The sequence below is a fragment of the Streptomyces sp. NPDC028991 genome (genome assembly GCF_055564775.1).
Window position 1 is genome coordinate 520,278 of sequence record NZ_JBVHVP010000002.1, and the last position, 25,356, is coordinate 545,633.

24 protein-coding genes are annotated in these 25,356 nt (G+C 73.0%); 10 read left to right on the top strand and 14 right to left on the bottom strand.

Annotated elements, in window-relative coordinates; all coding sequences use genetic code 11:
• The first annotated feature begins 37 nt into the window (after nucleotides 1–37).
• Complete coding sequence (locus ACZ4V1_RS06535; RefSeq protein ID WP_468330211.1) at nucleotides 38–796, top strand: SigE family RNA polymerase sigma factor; 759 nt, start codon at nucleotides 38–40, stop codon at nucleotides 794–796.
• A 228-nt stretch (nucleotides 797–1,024) separates the two neighbouring features.
• Here ACZ4V1_RS06535 and ACZ4V1_RS06540 read toward each other — a convergent pair whose 3' ends face one another.
• Complete coding sequence (locus ACZ4V1_RS06540; RefSeq protein WP_468330214.1) at nucleotides 1,025–1,660, bottom strand: uridine kinase; 636 nt, start codon at nucleotides 1,658–1,660, stop codon at nucleotides 1,025–1,027.
• Nucleotides 1,661–1,819: 159 nt separating this feature from the next.
• Between ACZ4V1_RS06540 and ACZ4V1_RS06545 the strand changes: the two genes are divergently transcribed.
• Nucleotides 1,820–2,224, top strand: a complete 405-nt coding sequence (locus ACZ4V1_RS06545) for a hypothetical protein (protein ID WP_468330217.1) — start codon at nucleotides 1,820–1,822, stop codon at nucleotides 2,222–2,224.
• A 94-nt stretch (nucleotides 2,225–2,318) separates the two neighbouring features.
• Here ACZ4V1_RS06545 and ACZ4V1_RS06550 read toward each other — a convergent pair whose 3' ends face one another.
• The 3 genes from ACZ4V1_RS06550 to deoC are packed head-to-tail and all read right to left on the bottom strand — an operon-like array spanning nucleotide 2,319 to nucleotide 5,618.
• Nucleotides 2,319–3,218 carry an aldehyde dehydrogenase family protein gene (locus ACZ4V1_RS06550; RefSeq protein ID WP_468330220.1) on the bottom strand — a complete coding sequence of 300 codons (900 nt, stop codon included), beginning with the start codon at nucleotides 3,216–3,218 and terminating at the stop codon, nucleotides 2,319–2,321.
• Entirely contained in the window at nucleotides 3,211–4,647 is a 1,437-nt protein-coding gene (locus ACZ4V1_RS06555) for an aldehyde dehydrogenase family protein (protein ID WP_468330223.1), read from the bottom strand. Before ACZ4V1_RS06555 ends, ACZ4V1_RS06550 begins: the two co-directional genes overlap by 8 nt.
• A 5-nt stretch (nucleotides 4,648–4,652) precedes the next feature.
• Nucleotides 4,653–5,618 (bottom strand): deoxyribose-phosphate aldolase, encoded by a 966-nt coding sequence (gene deoC, locus ACZ4V1_RS06560; RefSeq protein WP_468330226.1) that lies wholly within the window; start codon nucleotides 5,616–5,618, stop codon nucleotides 4,653–4,655.
• A gap of 113 nt (nucleotides 5,619–5,731) precedes the next feature.
• On the opposite strand from deoC, the gene ACZ4V1_RS06565 reads away from it, so the two are divergent.
• Nucleotides 5,732–6,424: a PH domain-containing protein gene (locus ACZ4V1_RS06565; RefSeq protein ID WP_468330229.1), complete on the top strand. Its 693-nt coding sequence runs from the start codon at nucleotides 5,732–5,734 to the stop codon at nucleotides 6,422–6,424.
• A gap of 147 nt (nucleotides 6,425–6,571) precedes the next feature.
• Here the strand turns inward: ACZ4V1_RS06565 and ACZ4V1_RS06570 are convergent, their stop codons facing one another.
• From ACZ4V1_RS06570 to ACZ4V1_RS06585, 4 genes are all read right to left on the bottom strand, one after another.
• On the bottom strand, nucleotides 6,572–7,801 hold the full coding sequence (locus ACZ4V1_RS06570) for a hypothetical protein (RefSeq protein ID WP_468330232.1): 1,230 nt from the start codon (nucleotides 7,799–7,801) through the stop codon (nucleotides 6,572–6,574).
• A 216-nt stretch (nucleotides 7,802–8,017) separates the two neighbouring features.
• A complete protein-coding gene (locus tag ACZ4V1_RS06575; RefSeq protein ID WP_468330235.1) occupies nucleotides 8,018–9,664 on the bottom strand; it encodes a phospho-sugar mutase in 1,647 nt (548 codons plus the stop codon).
• A 450-nt stretch (nucleotides 9,665–10,114) separates the two neighbouring features.
• Nucleotides 10,115–10,951 (bottom strand): purine-nucleoside phosphorylase, encoded by an 837-nt coding sequence (locus ACZ4V1_RS06580; protein ID WP_468330238.1) that lies wholly within the window; start codon nucleotides 10,949–10,951, stop codon nucleotides 10,115–10,117.
• A gap of 97 nt (nucleotides 10,952–11,048) precedes the next feature.
• On the bottom strand, nucleotides 11,049–11,486 hold the full coding sequence (locus tag ACZ4V1_RS06585) for a gamma-glutamylcyclotransferase family protein (RefSeq protein ID WP_310871566.1): 438 nt from the start codon (nucleotides 11,484–11,486) through the stop codon (nucleotides 11,049–11,051).
• Between the two features lie 84 nt (nucleotides 11,487–11,570).
• Here ACZ4V1_RS06585 and ACZ4V1_RS06590 point away from each other — a divergent pair, with 84 nt between their 5' ends.
• Nucleotides 11,571–13,019 carry an NAD(P)H-quinone dehydrogenase gene (locus ACZ4V1_RS06590; RefSeq protein ID WP_468330242.1) on the top strand — a complete coding sequence of 483 codons (1,449 nt, stop codon included), beginning with the start codon at nucleotides 11,571–11,573 and terminating at the stop codon, nucleotides 13,017–13,019.
• A 343-nt stretch (nucleotides 13,020–13,362) separates the two neighbouring features.
• Nucleotides 13,363–14,370, top strand: coding sequence for a DeoR/GlpR family DNA-binding transcription regulator (locus ACZ4V1_RS06595; protein WP_468330245.1), 1,008 nt, complete (start codon nucleotides 13,363–13,365; stop codon nucleotides 14,368–14,370).
• Between the two features lie 96 nt (nucleotides 14,371–14,466).
• Here the strand turns inward: ACZ4V1_RS06595 and ACZ4V1_RS06600 are convergent, their stop codons facing one another.
• Nucleotides 14,467–16,239: an acetyl/propionyl/methylcrotonyl-CoA carboxylase subunit alpha gene (locus ACZ4V1_RS06600; RefSeq protein ID WP_468330248.1), complete on the bottom strand. Its 1,773-nt coding sequence runs from the start codon at nucleotides 16,237–16,239 to the stop codon at nucleotides 14,467–14,469.
• A gap of 372 nt (nucleotides 16,240–16,611) precedes the next feature.
• Between ACZ4V1_RS06600 and ACZ4V1_RS06605 the strand changes: the two genes are divergently transcribed.
• Entirely contained in the window at nucleotides 16,612–17,100 is a 489-nt protein-coding gene (locus tag ACZ4V1_RS06605; RefSeq protein WP_468330251.1) for a hypothetical protein, read from the top strand.
• On the opposite strand, the gene ACZ4V1_RS06610 is transcribed toward ACZ4V1_RS06605, so the two are convergent.
• The 4 genes from ACZ4V1_RS06610 to ACZ4V1_RS06625 all read right to left on the bottom strand — a co-directional run bounded on the left by ACZ4V1_RS06610 (nucleotide 17,069) and on the right by ACZ4V1_RS06625 (nucleotide 19,827).
• The gene (locus ACZ4V1_RS06610) at nucleotides 17,069–17,689 is read right to left on the bottom strand and encodes a Maf family protein (protein ID WP_468330254.1); all 621 of its coding nucleotides are present in this window, start codon (nucleotides 17,687–17,689) and stop codon (nucleotides 17,069–17,071) included. The two genes, ACZ4V1_RS06605 and ACZ4V1_RS06610, sit on opposite strands and share 32 nt — an antisense overlap.
• 32 nt (nucleotides 17,690–17,721) lie before the next feature.
• Nucleotides 17,722–17,850 carry a morphogenic membrane protein MmpB gene (gene mmpB, locus ACZ4V1_RS06615; RefSeq protein WP_468330257.1) on the bottom strand — a complete coding sequence of 43 codons (129 nt, stop codon included), beginning with the start codon at nucleotides 17,848–17,850 and terminating at the stop codon, nucleotides 17,722–17,724.
• A 170-nt stretch (nucleotides 17,851–18,020) separates the two neighbouring features.
• On the bottom strand, nucleotides 18,021–18,227 hold the full coding sequence (locus ACZ4V1_RS06620; protein ID WP_468330260.1) for an acyl-CoA carboxylase epsilon subunit: 207 nt from the start codon (nucleotides 18,225–18,227) through the stop codon (nucleotides 18,021–18,023).
• Between the two features lie 10 nt (nucleotides 18,228–18,237).
• The gene (locus ACZ4V1_RS06625) at nucleotides 18,238–19,827 is read right to left on the bottom strand and encodes an acyl-CoA carboxylase subunit beta (RefSeq protein ID WP_468330263.1); all 1,590 of its coding nucleotides are present in this window, start codon (nucleotides 19,825–19,827) and stop codon (nucleotides 18,238–18,240) included.
• Between the two features lie 112 nt (nucleotides 19,828–19,939).
• Here ACZ4V1_RS06625 and ACZ4V1_RS06630 point away from each other — a divergent pair, with 112 nt between their 5' ends.
• Nucleotides 19,940–20,806 (top strand): biotin--[acetyl-CoA-carboxylase] ligase, encoded by an 867-nt coding sequence (locus ACZ4V1_RS06630; protein WP_468330266.1) that lies wholly within the window; start codon nucleotides 19,940–19,942, stop codon nucleotides 20,804–20,806.
• Between the two features lie 335 nt (nucleotides 20,807–21,141).
• Complete coding sequence (locus ACZ4V1_RS06635; RefSeq protein WP_468330269.1) at nucleotides 21,142–22,284, top strand: adenylate/guanylate cyclase domain-containing protein; 1,143 nt, start codon at nucleotides 21,142–21,144, stop codon at nucleotides 22,282–22,284.
• A gap of 99 nt (nucleotides 22,285–22,383) precedes the next feature.
• Here the strand turns inward: ACZ4V1_RS06635 and ACZ4V1_RS06640 are convergent, their stop codons facing one another.
• A complete protein-coding gene (locus ACZ4V1_RS06640) occupies nucleotides 22,384–23,037 on the bottom strand; it encodes a hypothetical protein (RefSeq protein ID WP_468330272.1) in 654 nt (217 codons plus the stop codon).
• 210 nt (nucleotides 23,038–23,247) lie between these two features.
• Between ACZ4V1_RS06640 and ACZ4V1_RS06645 the strand changes: the two genes are divergently transcribed.
• A complete protein-coding gene (locus tag ACZ4V1_RS06645) occupies nucleotides 23,248–24,048 on the top strand; it encodes an enoyl-CoA hydratase/isomerase family protein (protein WP_468330275.1) in 801 nt (266 codons plus the stop codon).
• Between the two features lie 104 nt (nucleotides 24,049–24,152).
• On the top strand, nucleotides 24,153–25,316 hold the full coding sequence (locus ACZ4V1_RS06650) for a GGDEF domain-containing protein (RefSeq protein ID WP_468330278.1): 1,164 nt from the start codon (nucleotides 24,153–24,155) through the stop codon (nucleotides 25,314–25,316).
• Nucleotides 25,317–25,356 lie beyond the last annotated feature (40 nt).

Sequence of the window (25,356 nt, forward strand, 5' to 3'; positions counted from 1 at the left end):
AGCCGAACACCGGAAGTCCACGACGGGGGGGCGCGAGATGAACACGCTGAAGGGCACCAGCACCAGCGCAGTGGTCACGCGTCTGCACGACGTGCACACGCACCGGGGTTCCGAGAAGTCCGGTGCCGTGAGCGGGCGGGGGTGCGCTCGCGGCACCGGGCGTCAGCACGCCGCCTACATGGCGGTGGTCGACACGCGTCAGGGGGAGACGCGCGGGGGGCCGGCGCAGGGGGGAACGGCGTACGGGGAGGGCCCGGGGGAGCGCGCTTCACTGTCGGAGGCGGAGTTCACCGCCTACGTCCAGGAGCGCCGCGCCTCCCTGTACGCCACCGCCTACCACCTCACCGGCGACCGCTTCGAGGCCGAGGACCTGCTGCAGAGCGCGCTGTTCTCGACGTACCGGGCGTGGGACCGGATCAGTGACAAGGCGGCGGTCGGCGGATACCTCCGCCGCACCATGACCAACCTGCACATCAGCGCCTGGCGGCGCCGCAAGCTCAACGAGTACCCGACCGAGGAGCTGCCGGAGACGGTCGGCGACACGGACGCGATGCGCGGCACCGAGCTGCGCACGGTCCTGTGGCAGGCACTGGCCCGGCTGCCCGAGCTCCAGCGCACCATGCTGGTCCTGCGCTACTACGAGGGCCGCACGGACCCGGAGATCGCGGACATCCTCGACATCAGTGTCGGCACGGTGAAGTCCAGCATCTGGCGGTCGCTCCGCCGGCTGCGCGAGGACGAGGTCCTCAGCTTCGGCCGTGACCGGGAGGACGCCTTCGGCGAGTTGGTCGCCTGAAGGACGGCGGGCCGGGGGGCCCGCGAAAAAAAGTACGAGCCGGGGTGTATCAGGGGGAGGGTACCGGGCTCTTACTCACGGGGAAGCACCACGGGGGATACGGGGGACACGGGGGAACAGCCCCGGGGGGACACGGGGAAACGGGGGAAGCACGGGGGAGCGGAAGGGGAGCGGGACTGGAGGGCCGGGGGGTCCGTCCAGTCCCGCTTCTCCGTGTGCGGGCACGTGTTACACGGCCGTACGCGCCGTGCCGCACCGCCCCGCCGCCGCGGCGGCCAGGCGGCCCATCGCCTCGTCCCGGTCGCAGGCGTGGGCGCCCAGGGCCGTCTGCCGGGCGATGACCGACCGCTCCTGCCGCATCAGCCGCCAGCCGCGGCGCAGCAGGAACGGCACGGACTTGCGGCCCTCCCGCAGGTCCCGCAGGAAGCGGCGGCGGAACGTCGTCGCAGGACCCCGGCTCAGGCACAGCGCGTCGGCCAGGATGCCCAGCTCCCGGCAGCGTCCCACGAGTTCGGCGGCGAAGATGCCCTCCGCGAGGAACAGCGGGGTCCGCCCGATGTCGATCGTCTCCTCGCCGGTGCGGGCGCTGAGCGCGAGGTCGTAGACGGGCACGCGTGTACGGCCGGTGCGGCACAGCTCCGTGATGGCGGCCACGGCCGCGTCCGCGTCCCACGACCCGGGGTGGTCCCAGTCGATGTCGGAGCTCTGCGGCACCAGCGGCAGGGTCGGGTCGGTGCCCTCCTTGTAGAAGTCGTCGAGGCGCAGCACCGGAAGGCCGGAGCGGGCGGCGAGGAGGGACTTGCCGGAGCCGGAGGGGCCGCAGAGCAGCGCGACTCGGGTCGGTATGGGCGGGTGGGAGCTCACGGGACACCAGTCTGAGGCATCGCACGGCCGCCGTACGACCCCGCGGGTCGACTTTGAAGCACGCGCCACATCTCAACTACGCTTCGCGTCGACCCGATTACTCTCCGCGGTACGGTCGGCACACGCCGAACGTACTCCGAAGCAAGAGGTGGCTCACCGATGGCCCGACACGCGAACCCCCGCACCCCGACCGCCCAGCGCGCCCTGGTCGTCCTCGCGACCGCGGGGGTGGCCCTGGGCGCAGGCGCGGTCTCGGCCTCCGCGGAGGGCGGCGAGACGATCGCCGGCCTGGCGCAGACCCGCCCCACCTCGCTTGGCAACATCGATCCGCAGGCGGGCCTCCAGGCGGTGACCGGCATGGTCGGCTACGTGACCGGCCCGCTCGCGGACCTCAAGCCCAACCCGCTGGCCGGTACCGGCGTCGACCCGCTGGACAACGGTGTCGGCACGAAGGTCGCCGACTTCCAGCCGCTCAGCTCGACGGCGCTGACCGGCCCGGTCGCGCAGGCGCGGTCCCTCGGCGGCGTACCGGTGGTGGGGCAGGCGACGGAGCTGCTGCGCTGACGCCCCCCCGCCCGCGGGCACACGAGCGAAGAGCCGCGCCTTCCCCGGACGGTGGGAAGACGCGGCTCGCTCGTGGGCGCGGTGCCCCGGTGTCTCAGTACGACGAGCCGGACGCGCCCAGCGCGCCCGTCGGGTGCCAGACGGTCTTGGTCTCCAGGAACGCCGTCAGGCGGCCGGTGCCCGGCGTCGCCGACCAGTCCGCGTCGTCCACAGGCTGTGGACGAAGGACGCGCTTCAGGTTGTCCGCCGCGGCGACCTCCAGCTCCTTCGCCAGCGTCTCGTCCGCGCCCGCGAGGTCGATCGCGTTGACGTCCTGGTGCGAGGCGAGAGGGGTCGCGATCTCGGCCGTACGGCCGGACAGGATGTTGACCACGCCGCCGGGGAGGTCGGAGGTGGCCAGCACCTCGCCCAGGGAGAGGGCCGGGAGCGGCGACCTCTCGCTCGCGATCACGACCGCCGTGTTGCCGGTCGCGATGACCGGGGCGACGACCGAGACCAGGCCCAGGAACGACGACTCGTGGGGGGCGAGGACGGCCACCACACCCGTCGGCTCCGGGGAGGACAGGTTGAAGAAGGGCCCCGCGACCGGGTTGCCGCCGCCCACCACCTGGGCGATCTTGTCGGTCCAGCCCGCGTACCAGACCCAGCGGTCGATCGCCGCGTTCACCTGGAGGCCCGCCTTGGACTTCGACAGGCCCTCGGCGTCGGCGACCTCCGAGACGTACTGGTCACGGCGGCCCTCCAGCATCTCGGCGACGCGGTAGAGGATCTGGCCGCGGTTGTACGCCGTCGCGCCGGACCAGCCGCCGAAGGCCTTGCGCGCGGCGACCACCGCGTCACGGGCGTCCTTGCGGGAGGAGAGCGGGGCGTTCGCCAGCCACTTGCCCTTTGCGTCGGTCACCTCGTACACCCGGCCGCTCTCGGAACGCGGGAACTTCCCGCCGACGTACAGCTTGTAGGTCTTGAAGACGCTGAGACGGTTCTGATCAGACATCGAGGTACGCCTCCAGGCCGTGGCGGCCGCCCTCGCGGCCGAAGCCCGACTCCTTGTAGCCGCCGAACGGCGAGGTCGGATCGAACTTGTTGAACGTGTTGGACCAGACCACACCCGCACGGAGCTTGTTCGCGACCGCCAGGATGCGCGAGCCCTTCTCCGTCCAGATGCCCGCCGAGAGCCCGTACGGGGTGTTGTTGGCCTTGGCGACCGCCTCGTCGGGCGTACGGAAGGTCAGCACCGACAGAACCGGGCCGAAGATCTCGTCGCGGGCCACGGTGTGTGCCTGGGTGACGTTCGTGAAGAGCGTCGGGGCGAACCAGTAGCCGTTCTCCGGAAGGTCGCAGGCCGGGGACCAGCGCTCGGCGCCCTCCGCCTCGCCCTGGTCGGCCAGCGCGGTGATCCGGGCCAGCTGCTCGGCGGAGTTGATGGCGCCGATGTCGGTGTTCTTGTCCATCGGGTCGCCCAGGCGGAGGGTGGAGAGCCTGCGCTTGAGGGAGTCCAGCAGCTCGTCGTGGATCGACTCCTGGACCAGCAGGCGGGAGCCCGCGCAGCAGACCTGGCCCTGGTTGAAGAAGATGCCGTTGACGATGCCCTCGACGGCCTGGTCGATGGGGGCGTCGTCGAAGACGATGTTGGCGCCCTTGCCGCCGAGTTCGAGCGTCAGCTTCTTGCGGGTGCCCGCCACCGTGCGGGCGATCTGCTTTCCGACGGCCGTGGAGCCGGTGAAGGCGACCTTGTTCACGTCGGGGTGGGCGACCAGCGCGGCGCCCGCGCGGCCGTCACCGGTGATGATGTTGACGACGCCCTTGGGCAGGCCCGCCTGGCGGCAGATGTCCGCGAAGAACAGGGCGGAGAGGGGGGTCGTCTCGGCGGGCTTGAGGACGACCGTGTTGCCGGTCGCGAGCGCCGGAGCGATCTTCCACGCCAGCATCAGGAGCGGGAAGTTCCATGGGATGACCTGGCCGGCCACGCCCAGCGGGCGCGGGTTCGCGCCGTAGCCGGCGTGGTCGAGCTTGTCGGCCCAGCCCGCGTAGTAGAAGAAGTGCGCGGCGACCAGCGGGAGGTCGGCGTCCCTCGTCTCCCTGATCGGCTTGCCGTTGTCGAGGGTTTCGAGGACGGCGAGCTCGCGGCTGCGCTCCTGGATGATGCGGGCGATGCGGAAGAGGTACTTCGCGCGCTCCGGGCCGGGGAGCGCCGACCACTTCTCGAACGCCTTGCGGGCGGCCTTCACCGCGCGGTCGACGTCCGCCTCACCGGCCTCGGCGACCTCGGAGAGGACCTCCTCGGTGGACGGGGAGACCGTCTTGAGGACCTTGCCGTCGGCCGCCTCGGTGAACTCGCCGTCGATGAACAGGCCGTAGGACGCGGCGATGTCGACGACGGCGCGGGACTCGGGCGCCGGTGCGTACTCGAATGCAGATGCCATGGTGATCAGTCCACCGTCACGTAGTCGGGGCCGCTGTAACGGCCCGTGGCCAGCTTCTGGCGCTGCATCAGCAGATCGTTCAGAAGCGAGGAGGCGCCGAAGCGGAACCAGTGGTTGTCCAGCCAGTCCCCGCCCGCGGTCTCGTTGACCAGGACGAGGAACTTGATCGCGTCCTTGGCGGTACGGATGCCGCCGGCCGGCTTCACACCGACCTGGACGCCGGTCTGCGCGCGGAAGTCGCGGACCGCCTCCAGCATGAGGAGGGTGTTGGACGGCGTCGCGTTGACCGCGACCTTGCCGGTGGAGGTCTTGATGAAGTCGGCCCCGGCCAGCATGCCGAGCCAGCTCGCACGGCGGATGTTGTCGTACGTCGACAGCTCGCCGGTCTCGAAGATGACCTTCAGGCGGGCGGACGTCCCGCAGGCCTCCTTCACGGCGACGATCTCGTCGTGGACCTTCATGTAGTCGCCCGCGAGGAACGCCCCGCGGTCGATGACCATGTCGACCTCGTCCGCGCCCGCCGTCACGGCCTCGCGCACGTCGGCCAGCTTGACCGCGAGCGAGGCGCGGCCCGCCGGGAACGCGGTGGCGACCGAGGCGACCTTGACGCCCGAGCCGGCGACGGCCTCCTTGGCGGCGGGCACCATGTCGGGGTAGACGCAGACGGCCGCGGCGGACGGGGCCGTGCGGTCGGTCGGGTCGGGGCGGACCGCCTTCGCGCCGAGCGCCCGGACCTTGCCCGGGGTGTCCGCGCCTTCCAGCGTCGTCAGGTCGACCATCGAGATGGCCAGGTCGAGGGCGTACGCCTTCGCGGTGGTCTTGATGGAACGGGTGCCGAGCGAGGCGGCGCGCGCCTCCAGGCCGACCGTGTCGACGCCGGGCAGCCCGTGGAGGAAGCGGCGCAGCGTGCTGTCGGACGCGGTGACGTCGGCGAGTCCGTGTGCGGGAACAGCGGATGCAGTGGTGGGCATGGTCACCAGGCGAGCATATCTACGCGCGTAGCGGCTGTACAGCCCCGTGTGCTCGTTCCGCGGACCGGCACCGCCCATGAGCGCTCCCCGGGCCGTCGGGCACAATCGGCACCATGACGACCCCGGAGCCCCAGTCACCATCACCGCAGCCGTCGCCACCCGTGTCCAAGGACCGCGTCTACCGCTCGCCCGCGGGCCTCGCCGGCGGCGTGCTGCTGCTCGCGCTCGCCCTGTGGCTCGGCATCGACGCCCTGGCCGCGGGAGAGGGCCGCACTCCCTGGATGGCGCTCGCGGCGCTCCTGTTCCTCGTGCCGCTGATCGCCGCCTACACCGTGCGGCCCGCCGTCTTCGCGGGCGAGGACCGGCTGCGGGTGCGCAATCCCTTCCGTGTGGTCGTGCTGCCCTGGGGGCAGGTCGCCTCGTTCCGGTCCGGTTACTCCAACGAGGTCTTCACGGAGTCCGGCGACAAGTACCAGCTGTGGGCCGTTCCCGTCTCGCTGCGCGGCCGCAAGAAGGCCGTCCGGCAGGAGGCGCGGCGGACCTCCGGGGGCGGCCGGGGGCGCGGTGGCGTGCTCGGTGGCCTGGGCGGCGGTAAGCGGCGCGACGCCGGTGGTTCCGGGGCCGAGGCGGACGGGCCGGTGCGGGCGGAGTTCGACAAGATCATGGACGAACTGCGCGATCTGCTGGAGGCGCGGAAGCAGGCCGACGGCTCGCAGGGCGAGGTGACGGTGCGCTGGGCCTACGAGGTCCTCGCGCCGGCGGTGGCCGGGGCGGTGCTGCTCGCGGTGCTGCTGGGGACGGGCTGACGGCGCGGGTGGTGCCCGGCGGACGGCTCGGGCGGTGCACGGGGACGGTTCGGGTGTGCGCCGTTCCCGGGGGGCGGCTCGGCGTGTGCGGTGCCGGAGTGTGTCCGGCCTGCGGGCGCCGTGGGTTGTCCGGCGGCCGGCGGCGGGTCAGGGCGCGGCCGACCAGACCAGCAGCATGTACGCGCCGCAGTACGTCGAACCCAGCACCGCCGCCGTCAGCACCAGTGCGCGGTGGCGCCGGGAGGCGCGGGACAGGTGCAGGGCCAGCGGCAGGAGCAGGGGGAAGGCCGGGAGCAGGAAGCGGGCCCGGGAGAAGTACACGCCGCCACTGCCCAGCACGATCGCCAGCATGGCGCCCGTGAAGACCAGCAGTACGGCGGGCTGTCGGTCCCACGCCGACAGGCCGAAGAGGACCACCGACGCGATCAGCGTGAGTGTCACCATCACCAGGAACAGCTGCGGTGTCGGGTCGCGCCACAGCAGCCACCGGATCTGGTGCAGCGTGCGCAGGCCGCCGTCCAGCTCGTTGTACCAGAGCCGCTGCACGGCGAAGTAGCCGTCCCAGCGGCCCAGGCGCAGGCCCACCCAGCCGAGGTACGCACACCAGCCGAGCGGCGCGAGGGCCGCGGCCGCGAGGAGGCGCGGGACGGGGGCGCGGTGGCGGGCGAGATGCAGCAGCGCCGTCACGGTGACCGCCGCCGCCACCGCGATGCCGGTCGGGCGGGTCAGGCCCGCCAGCGAGGCGAAGCCCGCCGCGCACAGCCAGCGCCCCGTGAGCACCGCGTACAGCGACCACGCCGCGCACGCCGTGAACAGCGACTCCGTGTAGCCCATCCACTGGACCGCGCCGACCGGGAACGCCGCCCACAGCGTGGCGAGCAGCACGCCGACGCGGCGGCCGTGCAGATGGTCGCCCACCGCGAAGACGCCCCACGCCGCGATGAGCGAGGCGGCGACCGCGAGGCCGAGGCCCGTGGACGCGCGCGTGCCCGGGGTGAGTACCGCCACCGCCTTCACCAGGACCGGGTAGAGCGGGAAGAAGGCCAGGTTGTTGGCGTTGTGGGCGGTGCCGAGCTCGTCGGCGTAGCCGTGGTCGGCGATGGCGAGGTACCAGTCGGAGTCCCACTGCGCGGCGAGGTTCACCCAGAGGTCCTGGTGCCGTCGGGGGGCCCAGACGGCGAGTACCAGCAGACCTGTGAGGCGTACGGCGAGATAGGCGCCGAGGGCGGGGGCGGCGCGGCGCGCGGCGCGCAGGACGCGCTGGGCGTGGGCGCGGGCGGTGCCTCGCGGGGGCGGGGTGGTGGTCGCGGGGGGCTGGGGGCGCCGGGTGCCGGGGATGTGGCCGCTGGTGGTGGTCTTGGGGGCGGTCGAGGACACGGCGGCGGCTCCCTGGTGGCTCGGCGGTGCGTGTGCCGGTGCTGCGTGCCGGCGGTGCGCGGGCCGGCGGCGCGTTTTCCCGGTCCACCGTTGCCCGAGGGGCGGTCCTGGCAGGGGAGGGCGGGTCAATGGGCAGGGGGAAATCACCCGATGGGGTGCCCCCGGGTGGGGGCACCCCATCGGGTTCGCCGGGTTCGGGTGATCAGCCTCGCCTGGTCAGATGCCCGCCGCGGTCGACAGGTCCCGCTTGAGCGCCGTCAGCAGGTCCGTCGCCTTCGCGCGGGCCTCGGGGAGGCCGGCGTGCGCCGCGACCGGGACGACCACCTCCAGGTAGCACTTCAGCTTCGGCTCCGTACCGCTCGGACGGACGACCACCCGGGCGCCGTCGAGGGTGTAGCGCAGGCCGTCCGTGGGCGGCAGCGTGTCCGTGCCCCGGGTGAGGTCCTCGGCCTTCGTGACCGGCAGGCCCGCGAGGCGGCCGGGGGGCTGTTCGCGCAGGCGGTGCATCGCGGCGGCGATGAGGGAGAGGTCCTCGACGCGGACCGAGAGCTGGTCGGTGGCGTGCAGGCCGTGCTCCACCGCGAGGTCGTCGAGGAGGTCGAGCAGGGTACGGCCGGACTCCTTGAGGGCGGAGGCGAGCTCCGTGATCAGGAGGGCCGCGGTGATGCCGTCCTTGTCGCGTACGCCCTCGGGGTCGACGCAGTAGCCGAGGGCCTCCTCGTAGCCGTAGCGCAGGCCCTCGACGCGGGCGATCCACTTGAAGCCGGTGAGGGTCTCCTCGTACGGGAGGTTCGCCTTCTCGGCGATGCGGCCGAGGAGGGAGGAGGAGACGATCGACTCGGCGAACGTGCCGCGCGCGCCGCGGGCGACCAGGTGGGCGGCGAGGAGGGCGCCGACCTCGTCGCCGCGGAGCATGCGCCAGTCGGTGCCGTCGTGGACCGCCACCGCGCAGCGGTCGGCGTCCGGGTCGTTGGCGATGACCAGGTCGGGGCCGGTTTCGCGGGCCTTCGCGAAGGCGAGGTCCATCGCGCCGGGCTCTTCCGGGTTGGGGAAGGCGACGGTGGGGAAGTCCGGGTCGGGGTCGGCCTGCTCGGTGACGAGGGCGGGCTCCGGGAAGCCGGCGCGGGCGAAGGCCGCGAGGAGGGTGTCCTTGCCGACGCCGTGCATCGCCGTGTAGACGGTGCGGGCGGTGCGGGGGGAATCGGCGGAGAGGACCGCGTCCGTGCGGGCGAGGTAGGCGTCGAGGACGGAGCCGTCGAGGGTCTGCCAGCCGGCTTCGGGGCGGGGGACGTCGTCCAGGGAGCGTACGGCGTCGATCTCGGCGGCGATCTCGGCGTCGGCGGGGGGCACGATCTGGGAGCCGTCCCCGAGGTAGACCTTGTAGCCGTTGTCGCGCGGCGGGTTGTGGCTGGCGGTGACCTCCACGCCGGCGACGGCGCCGAGGTGCCGTATGGCGAAGGCGAGGACGGGGGTGGGCAGGGGGCGGGGGAGGACGGCCGCCCTGAGACCGGCGCCGGTCATCACGGCGGCGGTGTCCCGGGCGAAGTCCTGTGACTTGTGACGGGCGTCGTAGCCGATGACGACGAGGCCGGCCGCGCCGTCCCCGTGGGGAGTCCCCTGCTTCTTCAGGTACGCGGCGAGGCCTGCGGCGGCCCGGGTGACGACGGAGCGGTTCATGCGCATGGGGCCGGCGCCGAGTTCGCCCCGCAGGCCGGCGGTGCCGAACTGGAGGGTGCCGGAGAAGCGTGCGGTGAGCTCGGCGTGATCCTCGGCGTCGATGAGCTTGGCGAGTTCCGCGCGGGTGTCCGCGTCGGGGTCCTCGGCCAGCCATGCCCTGGCCCGTGCGAGGAGGTCGTCGTGCACGTCGGTCAGCCTCTCGTGTGTGGTCGTCGTTCGGGGTACGCGGCGCGGGTGCCTGCGGCGGTGGCCTGTGCGGGGTGCGGGGTGCTGCGGTGGCCTGTGCGGGATGCGGGGTGCGGGTGCTGCGGTGGCCTGTGCGGGTCGGGTGCGTGCGGGGGGTGGGGGCGGGCAGCGCGTTCGGTTGTCCTGCGGTCGGGGCGGCGCCGGGGGTCCCGCCGCGGAACGGCGCGGAACCGGTCGGCCACGGAAGTGCCGGCGCCGACGCGCCGCCGCTGCGGGCGGACACCCCCGGACACGTGCCCTGCCCGCCGTACGCGGCTCTCCAAGCCCGGTCGCGGGCCGTCCGCCCCCGCTGCGGGCGGTCGTGCCTCCCTCAGTGCCCGAACGGCCTGGGAGGCGCCCCGCCACGGCATGCCGGTGCCGGCCGCGTGCCGGCACACCGCACGCGCAGGGTCACAACCGTCCCAGCACCTGCGTCAGCAGCGAACCCATCCGGGCGGCCGAGTCGCGGCCCGCCTGGAGGACCTCCTCGTGGTTGAGGGGCTCGCCCGTCATGCCCGCCGCGAGGTTGGTCACCAGGGAGATGCCCAGGACCTCCGCGCCGGCCTCGCGGGCGGCGATGGCCTCCAGGACCGTCGACATGCCCACCAGGTCGGCCCCGATGACGCGGGCCATGCGGATCTCGGCCGGCGTCTCGTAGTGCGGGCCGGGGAACTGGGCGTAGACGCCCTCCTCCAGCGTGGGGTCGACCTCCTTGCACAGCGCGCGCAGGCGGGGGGAGTAGAGGTCGGTGAGGTCGACGAAGTTGGCGCCGACGACGGGGGAGGTGGCGGTGAGGTTGATGTGGTCGCTGATCAGGACCGGCTGGCCGGGGCGCATGCCCTCGCGCAGGCCGCCGCAGCCGTTGGTCAGGATGATCGTCTTGGCGCCGGCGGCGACCGCGGTGCGGACGCCGTGGGAGACGGCGGCCACGCCGTGGCCCTCGTAGTAGTGGGTGCGGCCCAGGAAGACCAGCGCGCGCTTGTCGCCGACGGAGTACGAGCGGATCTTGCCGCCGTGCCCCTCCACCGCGGGCTTGGGGAAGCCCGGCAGGTCGGTGACCTGGAGATCGGCCTCGGGGGCGCCCAGCGCGTCCACGGCCGGTGCCCAGCCGGAGCCCATCACCAGGGCGACGTCGTGGGTCTCGGCGCCGGTGAGTTCGCGCAGGCGGGCCGCGGCGGCGTCGGCGGCGGCCCTCGGGTCTACTGGGGTGGCGCCCTGGATGTCGTCCGGAAGAAGAGATGCGTTCACGCCGAAGAGGGTAGCCGGTTTACGGCTACGCGCGTAGATGACAGAGCTCACGGGATTGGGATTGTTGTTTTGTTGTTTCCGACGAGGGCACCGTGGCTCAGCAGGGGCGCTTGCGGAGTTCCATGACGTAGTCGTGGGGGGCGCCCGCCGATTCGGCCGCGTCCGCCACCTCGCCCAGGTAGCGCGCGGAGGGCAGGCCGCCCTCGTAGGCGTTCAGGACGTACGTCCAGGCGTTCTCCTCACCCTCCAGGGTGTGGACGCGGACGCGGGTGCGGCGGTATATGTCCAGGCCCACGCCCTCCCAGCGGTCGAGGGAGTCCTCGTCCATCGGGGCGATGTCGTACAGGGCCACGAAAACCTGGCTGATCGGGTCCTCGACGAGGGTCGCGAGCGCGCCCTCCCAGCCCATGTGCTCGCCCCCGAAGGTCAGCCGCCACCCGTTCAGCCAGCCGGTGGCGCGCAGCGGCGAATGCGGGGCGCGGCGGGTCATCAACCGCGCGTCGAGGTTGCCGGCATAAGCGGCGTAGAGCGACATGGGGAGAGGGTACGGCAGGCTCCTGAGCGCCGCTCTTGTAACAGACGTGCCCCCGGGCGGCCCCACATTGAGGGGTGCGGGACAATGGAGTACGTGACTCGGATCGTGATCATTGGTGGCGGACCCGGCGGATACGAAGCGGCGCTGGTGGCCGCTCAACTCGGCGCGGAGGTGACCGTCGTCGACTGCGACGGCCTGGGCGGGGCGTCGGTGCTGACCGACTGCGTGCCGTCCAAGACTCTGATCGCCACGGCCGAGGTGATGACCACCTTCGATTCGTCCTACGAAGAGCTGGGGATCATCGTCGCCGACGACACCCCGCCCATGGAACAGGCCGCCCGGGTGGTAGGCGTGGATCTGGGGAAGGTCAACCGGCGGGTGAAGCGGCTCGCGCTGGCCCAGTCGCACGACATCACCGCCTCCGTGACGCGCGCCGGCGCGCGGGTCGTGCGTGGGCGTGCGCGGCTGGAGGGCATGCAGGCGCTCGACGGGTCGCGGAAGGTCGTGGTGCGCGCCGCCGACGGGAGCGAGGAGACGCTCACCGCGGACGCGGTGCTGATCGCGACCGGCGGACATCCGCGTGAGCTGCCCGACGCCCGGCCCGACGGCGAGCGGATCCTGAACTGGACCCAGGTGTACGACCTCGACGAGCTGCCCGAGGAGCTCATCGTGGTGGGGTCGGGTGTGACCGGCGCCGAGTTCGCAGGCGCCTACCAGGCGCTGGGGTCGCGGGTCACGCTCGTGTCGTCGCGGGACCGGGTGCTGCCCGGTGAGGACCCGGACGCCGCCGCCGTGCTGGAGGACGTCTTCCGGCGGCGCGGTATGAACGTCATGTCGCGGTCGCGGGCCCAGTCCGCCAAGCGCGTCGGGGACCGGGTGGAGGTGACGCTCGCCGACGGGCGGGTCATCACCGGGTCGCACTGCCTGGTGGCCGTGGGCGCCATCCCCAACACCGAGGGCATGGGGCTGGAGGAGGCCGGGGTCAAGCTCAAGGACTCCGGGCACATCCGGACCGACCGGGTGTCGCGGACCTCCGCCCCCGGTGTGTACGCCGCCGGTGACGTGACCGGCGTCTTCGCCCTCGCCTCGGTCGCCGCCATGCAGGGGCGCATCGCCATGTACCACTTCCTCGGCGACGCGGTCACCCCGCTGAACCTGAAGACCGTCTCGTCCAACGTCTTCACGGACCCCGAGATCGCCACGGTCGGGTACTCGCAGGCCGACGTCGACGCCGGCAAGATCGACGCCCGCGTGGTGAAGCTGCCGCTGCTGCGCAACCCGCGCGCCAAGATGCAGGGCATCCGGGACGGATTCGTCAAGATCTTCTGCCGGCCGGGCACCGAGATCGTCGTGGGCGGTGTCGTGGTGGCGCCGCGCGCCTCGGAACTCATCCACCCCATCTCGATCGCGGTCGACAACAACCTGACGGTCGAACAGATCGCGAACGCCTTCACCGTGTACCCCTCCCTTTCGGGGTCGATCGCGGAGGTGGCACGGCAGTTGCACACGCGGAAGGCCGGCGGAGAGGGCTAGGGCCCGTCCGGCGGACCGGGGGGCGGGAAGGCGACGGCGCCCCGTCGGGGCGGGCACGGCCCCCGCGTCCGCTGCATGATCCGGCGGCCAGGCCCTTGGGGCAGTCGTTCGGATCAGGCCGGCTCCGGGATACGGTGCCTCGCGACGGAGCCGGGCGGGGCCTGGTGCGCCGGACGCGGCTGGAACCGACTCCCCGCCGGTTACGGGGAGTTGCGGAGCTTGCGGGCGGCATAGGCGGCCGGAGTAGGCGCGTATACCACTTCGGGCCCTGCCATGCGAACAACTTCTGTTATTCGGCGCATACTGCTGAAAGCAGACGGTCGTTGGGGTTACTGTCAGTTTCGTGTTCGCTGCAGAACGTCGCCAATTGATCCTCGAAATGGTGCGAGCGAACGGGGCCGTGTCGCTCCGTGAGCTCGCCCGCGTCGTCCAGACCTCCGAAGTGACCGTACGGCGGGACGTGCGCGCACTGGAGGCAGAAGGACTCCTCGACCGCCGGCACGGCGGTGCGGTATTGCCGGGCGGGTTCACGCGAGAGTCCGGCTTTCCGCAGAAGTCCCATCTCGCGACCGCCGAGAAGACGGCCATCGCCGACCTCGCCGCGGGCTTCGTCGAAGAGGGCGAGGCCATCGTGGTGGGGGCGGGGACCACCACGCAGGAGCTGGCACGCCGGCTCGCGCGGGTGCCCGGGCTGACCGTCGTCACCAACTCGCTGCTGGTGGCCCAGGCCCTCGCCCATGCCAACCGGGTCGAGGTCGTGATGACCGGTGGCACGCTCCGGGGGTCCAACTACGCCCTCGTCGGGTCGGGCGCCGAGCAGTCCCTGCAAGGGCTGCGGGTGTCCAAGGCCTTCCTGTCCGGGAGCGGGCTGACCGCCGAGCGGGGCCTGTCCACGTCCAACATGCTGTCGGCGTCCGTCGACCGCGCGCTGGTGCAGGCCGCCGCCGAGGTCGTCGTCCTCGCCGACCACTCCAAGCTGGGCACGGACACCATGTTCCAGACCGTGCCCACGGACGTCATCACCCGCCTGGTCACCGACGAGCCGCCCGGCCACGACGACCGTGCCGGCACCGAACTCCAGGCTCTGGCCGACCAGGGCGTGCAGATCGCCGTGACCGGGGTGTCGGGGGGTGCGACGACGACCGGTTCCGGGGGGTCCGGGGCCTCGGGGGCCTCGGGCACCTCCGGAAGTGATGCCGTCCCGTCGCGTCAGCAGCGTCGGGACGTGCCGCTTCCGGGGCCACGCCGTCAGGTCCCGGGCGCGGCGGCCGGGCTGCGGTCGGCCACGGCCCTGGGCGAGCCGAACGCCGGGACGGAACGGGCACGCGTCGCGGATCTGCGCCGGCGCTGACCCACCGCACGGTCCGTCGCGGCCCCGGCACCAACGGCGGGGCGCCCGGCGGACCGCTGTGGTCCACCGGGCGCCCCGGACGCCGCGTACGGCCGCTCAGTCCTTGATCTCGCAGATCGGGGCGCCGGAGGTGACGGAGGCGCCGATCTCGGCGCCCAGGCCCTTGACGGTGCCGGACTTGTGGGCGTTGAGGGGCTGCTCCATCTTCATGGCCTCCAGGACGACGATCAGGTCGCCTTCCTGGACCTCCTGGCCTTCCTCGACGGCGATCTTGACGATGGTGCCCTGCATGGGCGAGGCGAGGGTGTCGCCGGAGGCGGCGGGGCCGGACTTCCTGGCCGCGCGGCGCTTGGGCTTGGCACCGGCCGCCAGACCGGTCCGGGCCAGGGACATGCCGAGCGAGACGGGCAGGGAGACCTCCAGGCGCTTGCCGCCGACCTCGACGACGACCGTCTCCCGGCCGGCCTCGTCGTCCGCCTCGGTGTCGGCGGGCGCGGTGAAGGGCTTGATCTCGTTGACGAACTCGGTCTCGATCCAGCGGGTGTGGACCGTGAACGGGTCGGTGGAACCGGTCAGCTCCGGGCCGAAGGCCGGGTCGGTGACGACCGCGCGGTGGAAGGGGATGGCGGTGGCCATGCCCTCGACGGTGAACTCCTCCAGGGCGCGGGCGGCGCGCTGGAGGGCCTCCTTGCGGGTGCGGCCGGTCACGATCAGCTTGGCCAGCAGGGAGTCCCAGGCCGGGCCGATCACGCTGCCGGACTCCACGCCGGCGTCCAGGCGCACGCCGGGGCCGGTGGGCGGGGCGAAGGCGGTGACGGTGCCGGGGGCGGGCAGGAAGCCGCGGCCGGGGTCCTCGCCGTTGATGCGGAACTCGAAGGAGTGGCCGCGCAGGGGCGGGTCGTCGTAGCCGAGTTCCTCGCCGTCGGCGATGCGGAACATCTCCCGGACCAGGTCGACGCCGGCGACCTCCTCGGTGACCGGGTGCTCGACCTGGAGGCGGGTGTTGACCTCCAGGAAGGAGATCGTGCCGTCCACGCCGACGAGGAACTCCACCGTGCCGGCGCCAACGTAGCCGGCCTCCTTCAGGATCGCCTTCGAGGCCGCGTACAGCTCATCGACCTGGGCCTGGGACAGGAACGGGGCGGGGGCCTCCTCGACCAGCTTCTGGTGGCGGCGCTGCAGGGAGCAGTCGCGGGTGGAGACGACGACCACGTTGCCGTGGGTGTCGGCCAGGCACTGGGTCTCCACGTGGCGGGGCTTGTCGAGGTAGCGCTCGACGAAGCACTCGCCGCGGCCGAACGCCGCCACGGCCTCACGGACCGCGGAGTCGTACAGCTCGGGGACCTCTTCCAGGGTGCGGGCGACCTTCAGGCCGCGTCCGCCGCCGCCGAAGGCGGCCTTGATCGCGATCGGCAGGCCGTGCTCCTTCGCGAAGGCCACGACCTCCTCCGCGCCCGAGACCGGGTCGGGGGTGCCGGCGACCAGCGGGGCACCGGCCCGCTGGGCGATGTGCCTCGCCGCGACCTTGTCACCCAGGTCGCGGATGGCCTGCGGGGGCGGCCCGATCCAGATCAGACCCGCGTCCAGGACCGCCTGCGCGAACTCGGCGTTCTCGGAGAGAAATCCGTAGCCGGGATGGATGGCGTCCGCGCCCGACTCACGCGCGGCCTTCAGGACCTTCTCGATGTCCAGATAGCTGGTGCCGGGGGTGTCACCACCCAGGGCGAACGCCTCATCAGCGGCGCGGACATGCAGAGCGTCCCGGTCCGGGTCCGCGTAGACGGCCACGCTCGCGATCCCGGCGTCCCGGCAGGCCCGGGCCACGCGGACAGCGATTTCGCCACGATTGGCGATGAGCACCTTGCGCACGATTGAGGCTCCCTCCTTGAAACAAGCCGATTTTAGGGACTGCCGACACGGCACTTCGACCCGTCCCCAATGGTGAGCTTGCCCACACGGAGCGTGATTCGAGGCTCGCTCGACCCGCGAAATCCCTTGTCGTACAGCGTTACGCAGGACTCCTCGGGGAAACCCTAGCCCCCCGATGTGGGCAAGGTCTCTGTAAGAGGGTGCTGCGGGCCACTCTGTTTCTTTGTGGAGTCCCTACGAATGGCCCAATGATTCTTTGCTCGCCGCAGACCCCTTGTCGTGAGGTTTACCCGTTAGTAGCGTTCCGGATGTCTCGGACGTACTTGGGGTAACAGCTGTCGTGCGGCAGCGGTCGAAAGTGGGTGGGGACCGGTGACAGTGCGCAGGCCGGTGGCGTGGACCGTGACGGTCGTGCTCCTCGCGGAGGCGGTCGGCGTCGCGGCGCTGAACTGGTTCCTGGGGATCGTCGTCGACCGGCAGGACATGTCCCTGGCCGGTCTCGACCCGGACATGATGTCCGTGTCCTCGAAGATCGGCGGCGTCGTCTTCGGGCTCTACTTCGCGGTGTGCGGACTGGTCGCCCTGCTCGTGGCGCTGCGCGACCGGGCGCCCGTCGGCCTCGGCCGGATCCTGCTGATCAGCGCGGCCGTGGTGCACGGGGTGCTCGGCGCCTTCACCTGGGGACTGGTGGGCCCCGGCACCTTCCTCTTCATGATCGTCGTTCTCGGTCTCATCGTGCTGCTGCTGATGACCTACGACAACCGCGAGGAGCCCGCGGCCGGGCCGGCCGGACTCCCCGCGGGCGGCAAGGACGACGACGGCTCCCCGGTCAGCCCTCCGCCGGCGCCCACAACTCCGTGATGCCGACCCCGAGCTCGGCGAGCAGCCGGCGCACGAGGGGCAGGCTGATGCCGATCACGTTCCCGTGGTCGCCCTCGATGCCGTCGATGAACGGCGCCGAACGGCCGTCCAGGGTGAACGCCCCGGCTACGTAGAGGGGCTCGCCGGAGGCCACGTAGGCCGCGATCTCCTCGTCGGTCGGCTCCCCGAAGCGGACGACGGTGGAGGCGGTGGCCGAGACGTGGCGGCCGGAGGCGGTGTCCCAGACGCAGTGGCCGGTCTGCAACGTGCCCGCCCGGCCGCGCATCGCCTTCCAGCGCGCGGTGGCCTCCTCGGCGTCCGCCGGCTTGCCGAGGGCCTGGCCGTCCAGGTCGAGCACCGAGTCGCAGCCGATCACCAGGGCGCCGTGCACCTCGGGCTTCGCGGCCACCACGGAGGCCTTGGCCTCGGCGAGGGCGAGGGCCAGCTCGGCGGGGGTGGGTGCGGTGACGGCGTCCTCGTCGACGCCGCTCACGAGCACCTCGGGGGCGAGCCCGGCCTGGCGGAGCAGGCCCAGCCGGGCCGGGGACTGGGAGGCGAGGACGAGTCGCCTGCGGCGCTGAGCAGTCATGGGGCCAGGTTAGCCACCCGGGCGGGGACGGCTCACCCCAGGCCGATCACGATCATCGCAAGAACCATGGCCAGGGCCAGGAAAACGCTGAGCCGCCGCAGCATGCCCTGCATGTCGCGCAGTTCCTCGGGCGGCTCGTTCTCGGGGTCGGACCACAGCATGGCACCAGGGTGCGGCTTGGCCGGGGGCGGCGCTTGAGTACGGATACCTAGATTGGCGCACGGGAACGCGGTGCCGTGCGCCCACGCGGCGGAGCCGCACCTCGGCCCGCACCTCGGCCCGCGCCTCGCACGGCACGGCCCGCGCCCCCGGGGTCCGGCCGGGTTCGGCCTCAGCCGGGCCAGTAGGTGCGGCCCCATGAGGCCGGGCCCGGGTGGGGCAGGTGCGCGGCTGCGATTCGGGACGGGTCGGACCACGCGTCCCTGGTGCCCGGCGCGCCGGACGGCTCCGCCTCCGCCGCCGCGGCGCGGGCCCTGACCACCGCCAGGGCGGCGGCCAGCTCCTCCGGGGTGGGGTTGCCCCTTACGACCTTGATCACGCCGGGCTCCTTAGAGGGGGATGTTGCCGTGCTTCTTCGGAGGGAGGGATTCCCGCTTGGTGCGCAGCTGACGCAGGCCGCGGACGATGTGGCGGCGGGTGTCGGAAGGCATGATCACCGCATCGACGTAGCCGCGTTCGGCCGCCGTGTAGGGGTTGAGGAGGGCGTCCTCGTACTCCTGCATCAGCCGGGCGCGGGCGGCCTCGGGGTCCTCGGCGTCGGCGATGGCCCGCCGGTGCAGGATGTTGACCGCGCCCTGGGCGCCCATGACGGCGATCTGGGCGGTGGGCCAGGCCAGGTTGAGGTCGGCGCCCAGGTGCTTGGAGCCCATGACGTCGTAGGCGCCGCCGAAGGCCTTGCGGGTGATGACCGTGATGAGGGGGACGGTGGCCTCGGCGTAGGCGAAGATCAGCTTGGCGCCGCGGCGGATGATGCCGTCGTGCTCCTGGTCGACGCCGGGCAGGAAGCCGGGAACGTCCACGAAGGTCAGGACCGGGACGTTGAAGGCGTCGCAGGTGCGGACGAAGCGGGCCGCCTTCTCGGAGGCGGTGATGTCCAGGCAGCCGGCGAACTGCATCGGCTGGTTGGCCACGATGCCGACCGGGCGGCCCTCGACGCGGCCGAAGCCGGTGAGGATGTTCGGCGCGAACAGCGGCTGGGTCTCGAAGAACTCGGCGTCGTCGAGGACGTGCTCGATGACGGTGTGCATGTCGTACGGCTGGTTCGCCGAGTCCGGGACGATGGTGTCCAGCTCGGCGTCCTCGTCCGTGACCGCGAGGTCGGCCTCCTCGGGGAAGGCGGGCGGGTCGGAGAGGTTGTTGGACGGCAGGTACGACAGCAGCTGCTTGACGTACTCGACGGCGTCCTTCTCGTCGCCGGCCATGTGGTGGGCCACGCCCGAGGTGGAGTTGTGGGTGCGGGCGCCGCCCAGTTCCTCGAAGCCGACGTCCTCGCCGGTGACCGTCTTGATGACGTCGGGGCCGGTGATGAACATGTGCGAGGTCTGGTCGACCATCACCGTGAAGTCGGTGATCGCGGGCGAGTAGACCGCGCCGCCCGCGCACGGTCCGACGACCAGGCTGATCTGCGGGATGACGCCGGAGGCATGGGTGTTGCGGCGGAAGATCTCCCCGTACGCCCCGAGCGAGGCCACGCCCTCCTGGATGCGGGCGCCGCCGGAGTCGTTGATGCCGATGACCGGGCAGCCGGTCTTCAGCGCGAAGTCCATGACCTTGACGATCTTCTGGCCGTAGACCTCGCCGAGTGCGCCGCCGAAGACGGTGAAGTCCTGGGAGAAGACGGCGACCGGGCGGCCGTCGACGGTGCCGTAGCCGGTGACGACGCCGTCGCCGTAGGGGCGGTTGGCGTCGAGGCCGAAGTTGGTGGAGCGGTGCCGGGCGAACTCGTCCAGCTCGACGAAGGAGCCCTCGTCGAGGAGGAGGTCGATGCGTTCACGGGCCGTCAGCTTGCCCTTGGCGTGCTGCTTCTCGACGGCGCGTTCCGAACCGGCGTGCGTCGCTTCCTCGATACGGCGCCTCAGGTCCGCGAGCTTGCCCGCGGTCGTGTGGATGTCGGGCTGCTGCTCTTCCGGCTCGGACATCGGGATGCGGCTCCCTGCCTGCTCAAAAGGGTGGGGACGGTTACTCATCCGTAGAGTAGTAGGGGGCCTTCCGATCGGCAGTGCGGTGTTTCCCACACCTAGGGTGGGTTGCATGACGCCCCGAGATGCCTCTGACTCCCCCCGCGGCCGCTGGTCCGACCTGGACCGGCCGCCCCTCAACACCACGGCCCTGCGCCGGGGGCTGGTGCGGGAGGGAGGGCTGTGGCGGCAGGTGGAGGTGGTGCAGCGCACCGGTTCCACCAACTCCGACCTCGTGGCCCTTGCTGCCGAGGGGAAGCAGGCGGAAGGGGTCGTCCTCGTCGCCGAGGAGCAGACCGCCGCGCGGGGCCGTCTGGACCGGCAGTGGACGGCACCGGCCCGCTCCGGGCTCTTCTTCTCCGTACTGCTGCGGCCCGCCGAGGTGCCCGTGTCCCGCTGGGGCTGGCTGCCGCTGCTCACCGGTGTCGCCGTGGCCACCGGACTGTCCCGGGTGGCAGGTGTCGACACGGCCCTGAAGTGGCCCAACGACCTGCTGGTGACCGTCGGCGACGAGGAGCGCAAGGCCGGCGGCATCCTGGCCGAGCGTGCCGGGGACGACGGGGTCGTCATCGGCGTCGGCATCAACGTCAGTCTCCGGGCGGACGAGCTGCCGGTGGCGCGCGCCGGGTCGCTCGCGCTGGCCGGAGCCGTGAACACCGACCGGGACCCCCTGCTGCGGGGAGTACTGCGGTCGCTGGAGGACTGGTACGGGCGGTGGCGGAGGGCCGGGGGTGATCCCGCGGTCAGCGGGCTGCAGGAGACGTACGCGGCGGGGTGCGCGACGCTCGGGCGGATGGTGCGGGCGGAGCTCCCGGGGGAGCGGTCGATCGTGGGGGAGGCGGTGGCCGTGGACGGGGACGGGAGGCTGGTGCTGGCCACCGAGGCGGGTGTGCAGGAGCCGGTGGGGGCGGGGGACATCGTGCACCTGAGACTGGCGTGAGTGCGTGAGTGCGTGAGTGCGTGCGTGGGTGCGTGGGTGCGTGGGTGCGTCGGCCTGTCCGGGGCCGCCGGACCAGTCCGTGGGGTGGTCGCGCACGTGTTCGTCCGGTGGTTGCCAGCCCAGTCCGTCGGGTGATCGCGCACCCGTCCGTCCAGCGGTTGCGGACGAGGCCGTTCAGGGTGGAAACCGGGCGTCTGGGCGAGGAGCCCCGGCGAGGCCCGTACCGACGCCGGGACGCCGCCGCCGGCTCCGGCTGACGGAGTGAGCTGGGGCACACCTGACGTAAAGTTGGGGCCGGTCGAACCTGACCGCAGCAGATCGGAAGGGCAGCAGGCGTGACCGTCGACGACACGGGCTCCGGCGCGGACGGGGACGGCCGGGTGGACCCCGAGCCCGACCCGGACTCCGCCGACTCCGGCGAGGACCCGCTCGCGCTGCGCCTCGAAGGGCTCATTCTGGGCGCCGAGCGCCGCTACACCCCCTTCCAGGCCGCCCGCAGCGCGGGCGTCTCCATGGAGCTGGCCTCCCGCTTCTGGCGGGCCATGGGCTTCGCCGACATCGGCCAGGCCAAGGCGCTCACCGAGGCGGACGTCCTCGCCCTGCGGCGCCTGGCCGGCCTGGTGGAGGCGGGGCTGCTCAGCGAGGCCATGGCCGTGCAGGTGGCGCGGTCCACGGGGCAGACCACCGCCCGGTTGGCCGAGTGGCAGATCGACTCCTTCCTGGAGGGGCTGACCGAGCCCCCGGAGCCCGGGATGACGCGCACCGAGGTGACGTACCCCATCGTCGAGCTGCTCCTGCCCGAGCTTCAGGAGTTCCTCGTCTACGTCTGGCGGCGCCAGCTCGCCGCCTCGGCCGGCCGGGTCGTGCAGGCCGGCGACGACGAGGAGATGGTGGACCGGCGCCTCGCCGTCGGCTTCGCGGACCTGGTCGGCTTCACCCGGCTGACCCGCCGGATGGAGGAGGAGGAACTCGGCGAGCTGGTCGAGGCCTTCGAGACCACCGCCGCCGACCTGGTGGCCGCGCGCGGCGGACGGCTGATCAAGACCCTCGGCGACGAGGTGCTGTACGCCGCCGACGACGCCGGTACGGCCGCCGAGATCGCGCTGCGCCTGATCGAGACGATGGCGAACGACGAGACGATGCCGGAGCTGCGCGTCGGCATCGCCTTCGGCACGGTGACCACCCGGATGGGCGATGTCTTCGGCACGACCGTCAACCTGGCCTCGCGGCTCACCTCGATAGCCCCCAAGGACGCCGTCCTCGTCGACACCGCCTTCGCGGAGGAACTGATCCGTACACGCGACGCCCCGGCCTCGGAGGCGGCGGCCGCCGAGGAGGCCGCCGCGGCGGAGAAGGAGGGCGAGGCGCCGCCGGCGTACCCCTTCGCGCTCCAGCCGATGTGGCAGCGGCCGGTGCGCGGTCTCGGCGTGGTGGAGCCGTGGCTCCTCTCGCGACGGGGTGGCGGCGGCGAGTCGTAGGGCCCGGTGCACCGGGCGGGCGCCGCGCGCCGGCCGCCGGCACCGGCGGGCCGCACCGGGCGGGCGCCAGGCACCGGCGCCCGCCGGGGCCACGGGGCGTCAGCCGTCGTCGTCGAGCAGGCCCACGCAGACTCCGACGATCGGCAGGCACAGACCCGGGCGGTCCGGCTCCGGGCTCGGGGCCGGCGGCGTGCCGCGGTGTGGTGGCGGCGTCGTCGGTGTGGGGCGTGGTGCGGGGGTGTCCGAGGGTGGTGGCTGCGGATTCCGCGGAGACCGCGCCGGCTGTGGAGTGTGCGGGGGCGGTGCGTCCTCGGCGCTCGTGTCCCCGGTGCCCGGGACGGTCGCCGAGGAGGGGAGCGCGGCCGAGGGGCCGTTCGCGGACCGGCCCGGAATGAGGTCCGGTGCCGGGGCCGGGGATCCGTTCAGACCGCCCATGGCCGAGGTGGCCGACGGGCTCACGTCCGGCGAACCGGCGACGTCCGGTGCGGCGGGTGCGGCGGGTGCCGTCGCCCGGTCCGTCCCGGCGCCCCGACCGCCGCCCGTCTCCACGCGTGGCCCGGCCTCCGCGCCGTATCCGTCCACGCCGCCACCGGGCCCGGGCAGCAGGCGTACGAGGCTCATGGTGCCGGCCGCCAGGGCGAGGCCGCCGACGGCGAGGAGTGCCTTGCGGGGGCGTGGCCTGCGGTGTCTGCCGCGGCGGCCCCCCGTGTGCCGCGGCTGCGTCGGTGTACCGGTCGTACCGGTCCTCGTCATGATCCCTCCCCGGTGCGCACGCGCCCCCGCTGCGCCGTGGCGGAGCGAGGCTACGGGCTGCCGCCGACCGGAGTACGGCGGTCCGCCGCATGTCACTCGAACGGGTAAGCGGAGCGGGGCGGACAGGGGTGCGTCCGGCCTTTCCCCGACTGGGTCCGCCTGCGATGATCGGCCCGTCGGATTGTTAACCCGCGTTAACCGGAGGGTGTCATGAGCGAGGAGCGGTTCGGAGAGTTCGTCCTGGTGCGGCGGCACGGGGACGGGCATGTCGCGGAGCTCGCGCTCGACCGGCCGAAGGCAATGAACGCCGTCTCGACCGCGATGGCCCGTTCCGTCGGGGCGGCGTGCGCGGCGCTGGGCGAGGACCGGGGCGTACGGGTGGTCGTGCTGACCTCGACCCACGAGCGCGCGTTCTGCGTCGGGGCCGACCTGAAGGAGCGCAACTCCTTCTCCGACGCCGATCTGCTGCGGCAGCGGCCGGCGACCCGGGCGGCGTACACCGGGGTGCTCGAACTGCCGGTGCCGGCGATCGCGGCCGTGCACGGGTTCGCGCTGGGGGGCGGCTTCGAGCTGGCGCTGTCGTGCGACGTGATCGTGGCCGACTCCACGGCGGTGGTGGGCCTGCCCGAGGTGTCGGTCGGGGTGATCCCGGGCGGCGGCGGTACGCAGTTGCTGCCGCGCCGGGTGGGGGCGGCGCGCGCCGCCGAGCTGGTGTTCACGGGGCGGCGGGTGGAGGCCGCGGAGGCGCGCGAGCTGGGGCTCGTGGACCGGCTCGTGGACGCGGGGCGGGACCGGGAGGAGGCGCTGGACCTCGCCTCCCGCATGGCCGCGAACTCACCGGTGGGGCTGCGGGCGGCCAAGCGGGCGCTGCGCCTCGGGCACGGGCTCGACCTGCGGGCCGGACTCGAGGTCGAGGACGCGGCGTGGCGGGCGGTGGCGTTCTCGGGGGACCGGGCGGAAGGGGTGGCGGCGTTCAACGAGAAGCGGGCGCCGCGGTGGCCGGGGGAGTAGCCCCGCTCCGTCTCCCCCGGCGGCCGGTGTCCGCATCGCAGGTAGGCGCCCCCGTTCGCCCCGCTTGAGTCCCGTTTCGCCCTGAATCTCCCTAGCCTGGAGTGATGGGTGACGACAGGCGGCTCGCGGCCGTGGTGGCACTGGCGCAGGGCATGGCCGCCGCGCACAGCTCGCGTGAGGCGTGGCGGGCGGCGGCCGTCGGAGCGTGCCTGGCGCTGGGCGGCAGCTTCGCCGCGCTGTCGGTGTGGGAGCGCGAGCTGGGCCGGCTCCGGGTCCTGGTGAACGTCGGCCGGCGGGCCGAGGGTGAGGAGGAGTTCCCGGAGGGCGAGTCCTATCCGGTGCACCAGTTCGCGGAGATCACCGAGTTCCTGCACGAGCGCTGGGCCGGCGGCGGTGAGCCCGACGCCTGGGTCGAGACGGCCGAGGGTCCCGCCGCCGGGCGTCCCGGGTACGTCCATCAGCGCGTCGCCGCCCTGCGCCGCCGGGGGCGCGGCTGCTGTGTGGTCGCGCCGATCGTGCTGCACGGCCGCGCCTGGGGCGAGCTGTACGTGGCCCGTCCGGTGGGGGAGAGGGTCTTCGCGCGGCCCGATGCCGACTTCGCCACCGTGCTGGCCTCGGTCGTCGCCGCCGGGATCGCGCAGACCGAGCGGCTGGAGGAGGTCCGGCGTCTCGCCTTCACCGACGCGCTCACCGGGCTGGCCAACCGCCGCGCCGTCGACTCCGCCCTGGACGAGGCCGTCGAACGGCACCGCAGGGAGGATGTCGTCGTCAGTCTCGTCGTATGCGATCTGAACGGCCTCAAGCGGGTGAACGACACGCACGGGCACGCCGTCGGCGACCGGCTGCTGGAGCGGTTCGGGTCGGTGCTGTCGCTGTGCGGGGCGATGCTGCCGGGGGCGCTCGCGGCGCGGCTCGGCGGGGACGAGTTCTGCCTGCTCGCGGTCGGGCCGTCCGCCGACGCGGTGGTCAAGGCCGCCGAGGAGCTGTGCCGCAGAGCCGCCGAGCTGGAGCTCGGTGACGGTGTGGCCTGCGGGGTCGCGTCCACGGAGGACCCGGTCGGACCGGTGCGCTCGGCCCGTCGGCTGTTCCGGCTCGCCGACGCCGCCCAGTACCGCGCCAAGGCCGAACGATCGGCCGGGCCGGTCGTCGCCGGCCGCGAGGGGCCCGACGACCCCGTCGTACGGCTGGCGGACGAGCCGTCCCGGGCGGAGGGCGGGGAGCGCAGGCGGTTCCGGGGGCGGCACTCGCCGCAGGACCGACGCCGGTAAGGGGTGCTACCGGCACGCATCCGTGACGCATCCCCTCGTG

Bases quoted from the DNA above. Each gene is read 5' to 3' on its own strand.
- ACZ4V1_RS06535 (WP_468330211.1), top strand. From the start codon at position 38: ATGAACACGCTGAAGGGCACCAGCACCAGCGCAGTGGTCACGCGTCTG.
- ACZ4V1_RS06545 (WP_468330217.1), top strand. From the start codon at position 1,820: ATGGCCCGACACGCGAACCCCCGCACCCCGACCGCCCAGCGCGCCCTG.
- ACZ4V1_RS06550 (WP_468330220.1), bottom strand. From the start codon at position 3,218: ATGTCTGATCAGAACCGTCTCAGCGTCTTCAAGACCTACAAGCTGTAC.
- ACZ4V1_RS06555 (WP_468330223.1), bottom strand. From the start codon at position 4,647: ATGGCATCTGCATTCGAGTACGCACCGGCGCCCGAGTCCCGCGCCGTC.
- deoC (WP_468330226.1), bottom strand. From the start codon at position 5,618: ATGCCCACCACTGCATCCGCTGTTCCCGCACACGGACTCGCCGACGTC.
- ACZ4V1_RS06565 (WP_468330229.1), top strand. From the start codon at position 5,732: ATGACGACCCCGGAGCCCCAGTCACCATCACCGCAGCCGTCGCCACCC.
- ACZ4V1_RS06585 (WP_310871566.1), bottom strand. From the start codon at position 11,486: ATGTCGCTCTACGCCGCTTATGCCGGCAACCTCGACGCGCGGTTGATG.
- ACZ4V1_RS06590 (WP_468330242.1), top strand. From the start codon at position 11,571: ATGGAGTACGTGACTCGGATCGTGATCATTGGTGGCGGACCCGGCGGA.
- ACZ4V1_RS06610 (WP_468330254.1), bottom strand. From the start codon at position 17,689: ATGACTGCTCAGCGCCGCAGGCGACTCGTCCTCGCCTCCCAGTCCCCG.
- mmpB (WP_468330257.1), bottom strand. From the start codon at position 17,850: ATGCTGTGGTCCGACCCCGAGAACGAGCCGCCCGAGGAACTGCGCGAC.
- ACZ4V1_RS06625 (WP_468330263.1), bottom strand. From the start codon at position 19,827: ATGTCCGAGCCGGAAGAGCAGCAGCCCGACATCCACACGACCGCGGGC.
- ACZ4V1_RS06630 (WP_468330266.1), top strand. From the start codon at position 19,940: ATGACGCCCCGAGATGCCTCTGACTCCCCCCGCGGCCGCTGGTCCGAC.
- ACZ4V1_RS06640 (WP_468330272.1), bottom strand. From the start codon at position 23,037: ATGACGAGGACCGGTACGACCGGTACACCGACGCAGCCGCGGCACACG.
- ACZ4V1_RS06645 (WP_468330275.1), top strand. From the start codon at position 23,248: ATGAGCGAGGAGCGGTTCGGAGAGTTCGTCCTGGTGCGGCGGCACGGG.
- ACZ4V1_RS06650 (WP_468330278.1), top strand. From the start codon at position 24,153: ATGGGTGACGACAGGCGGCTCGCGGCCGTGGTGGCACTGGCGCAGGGC.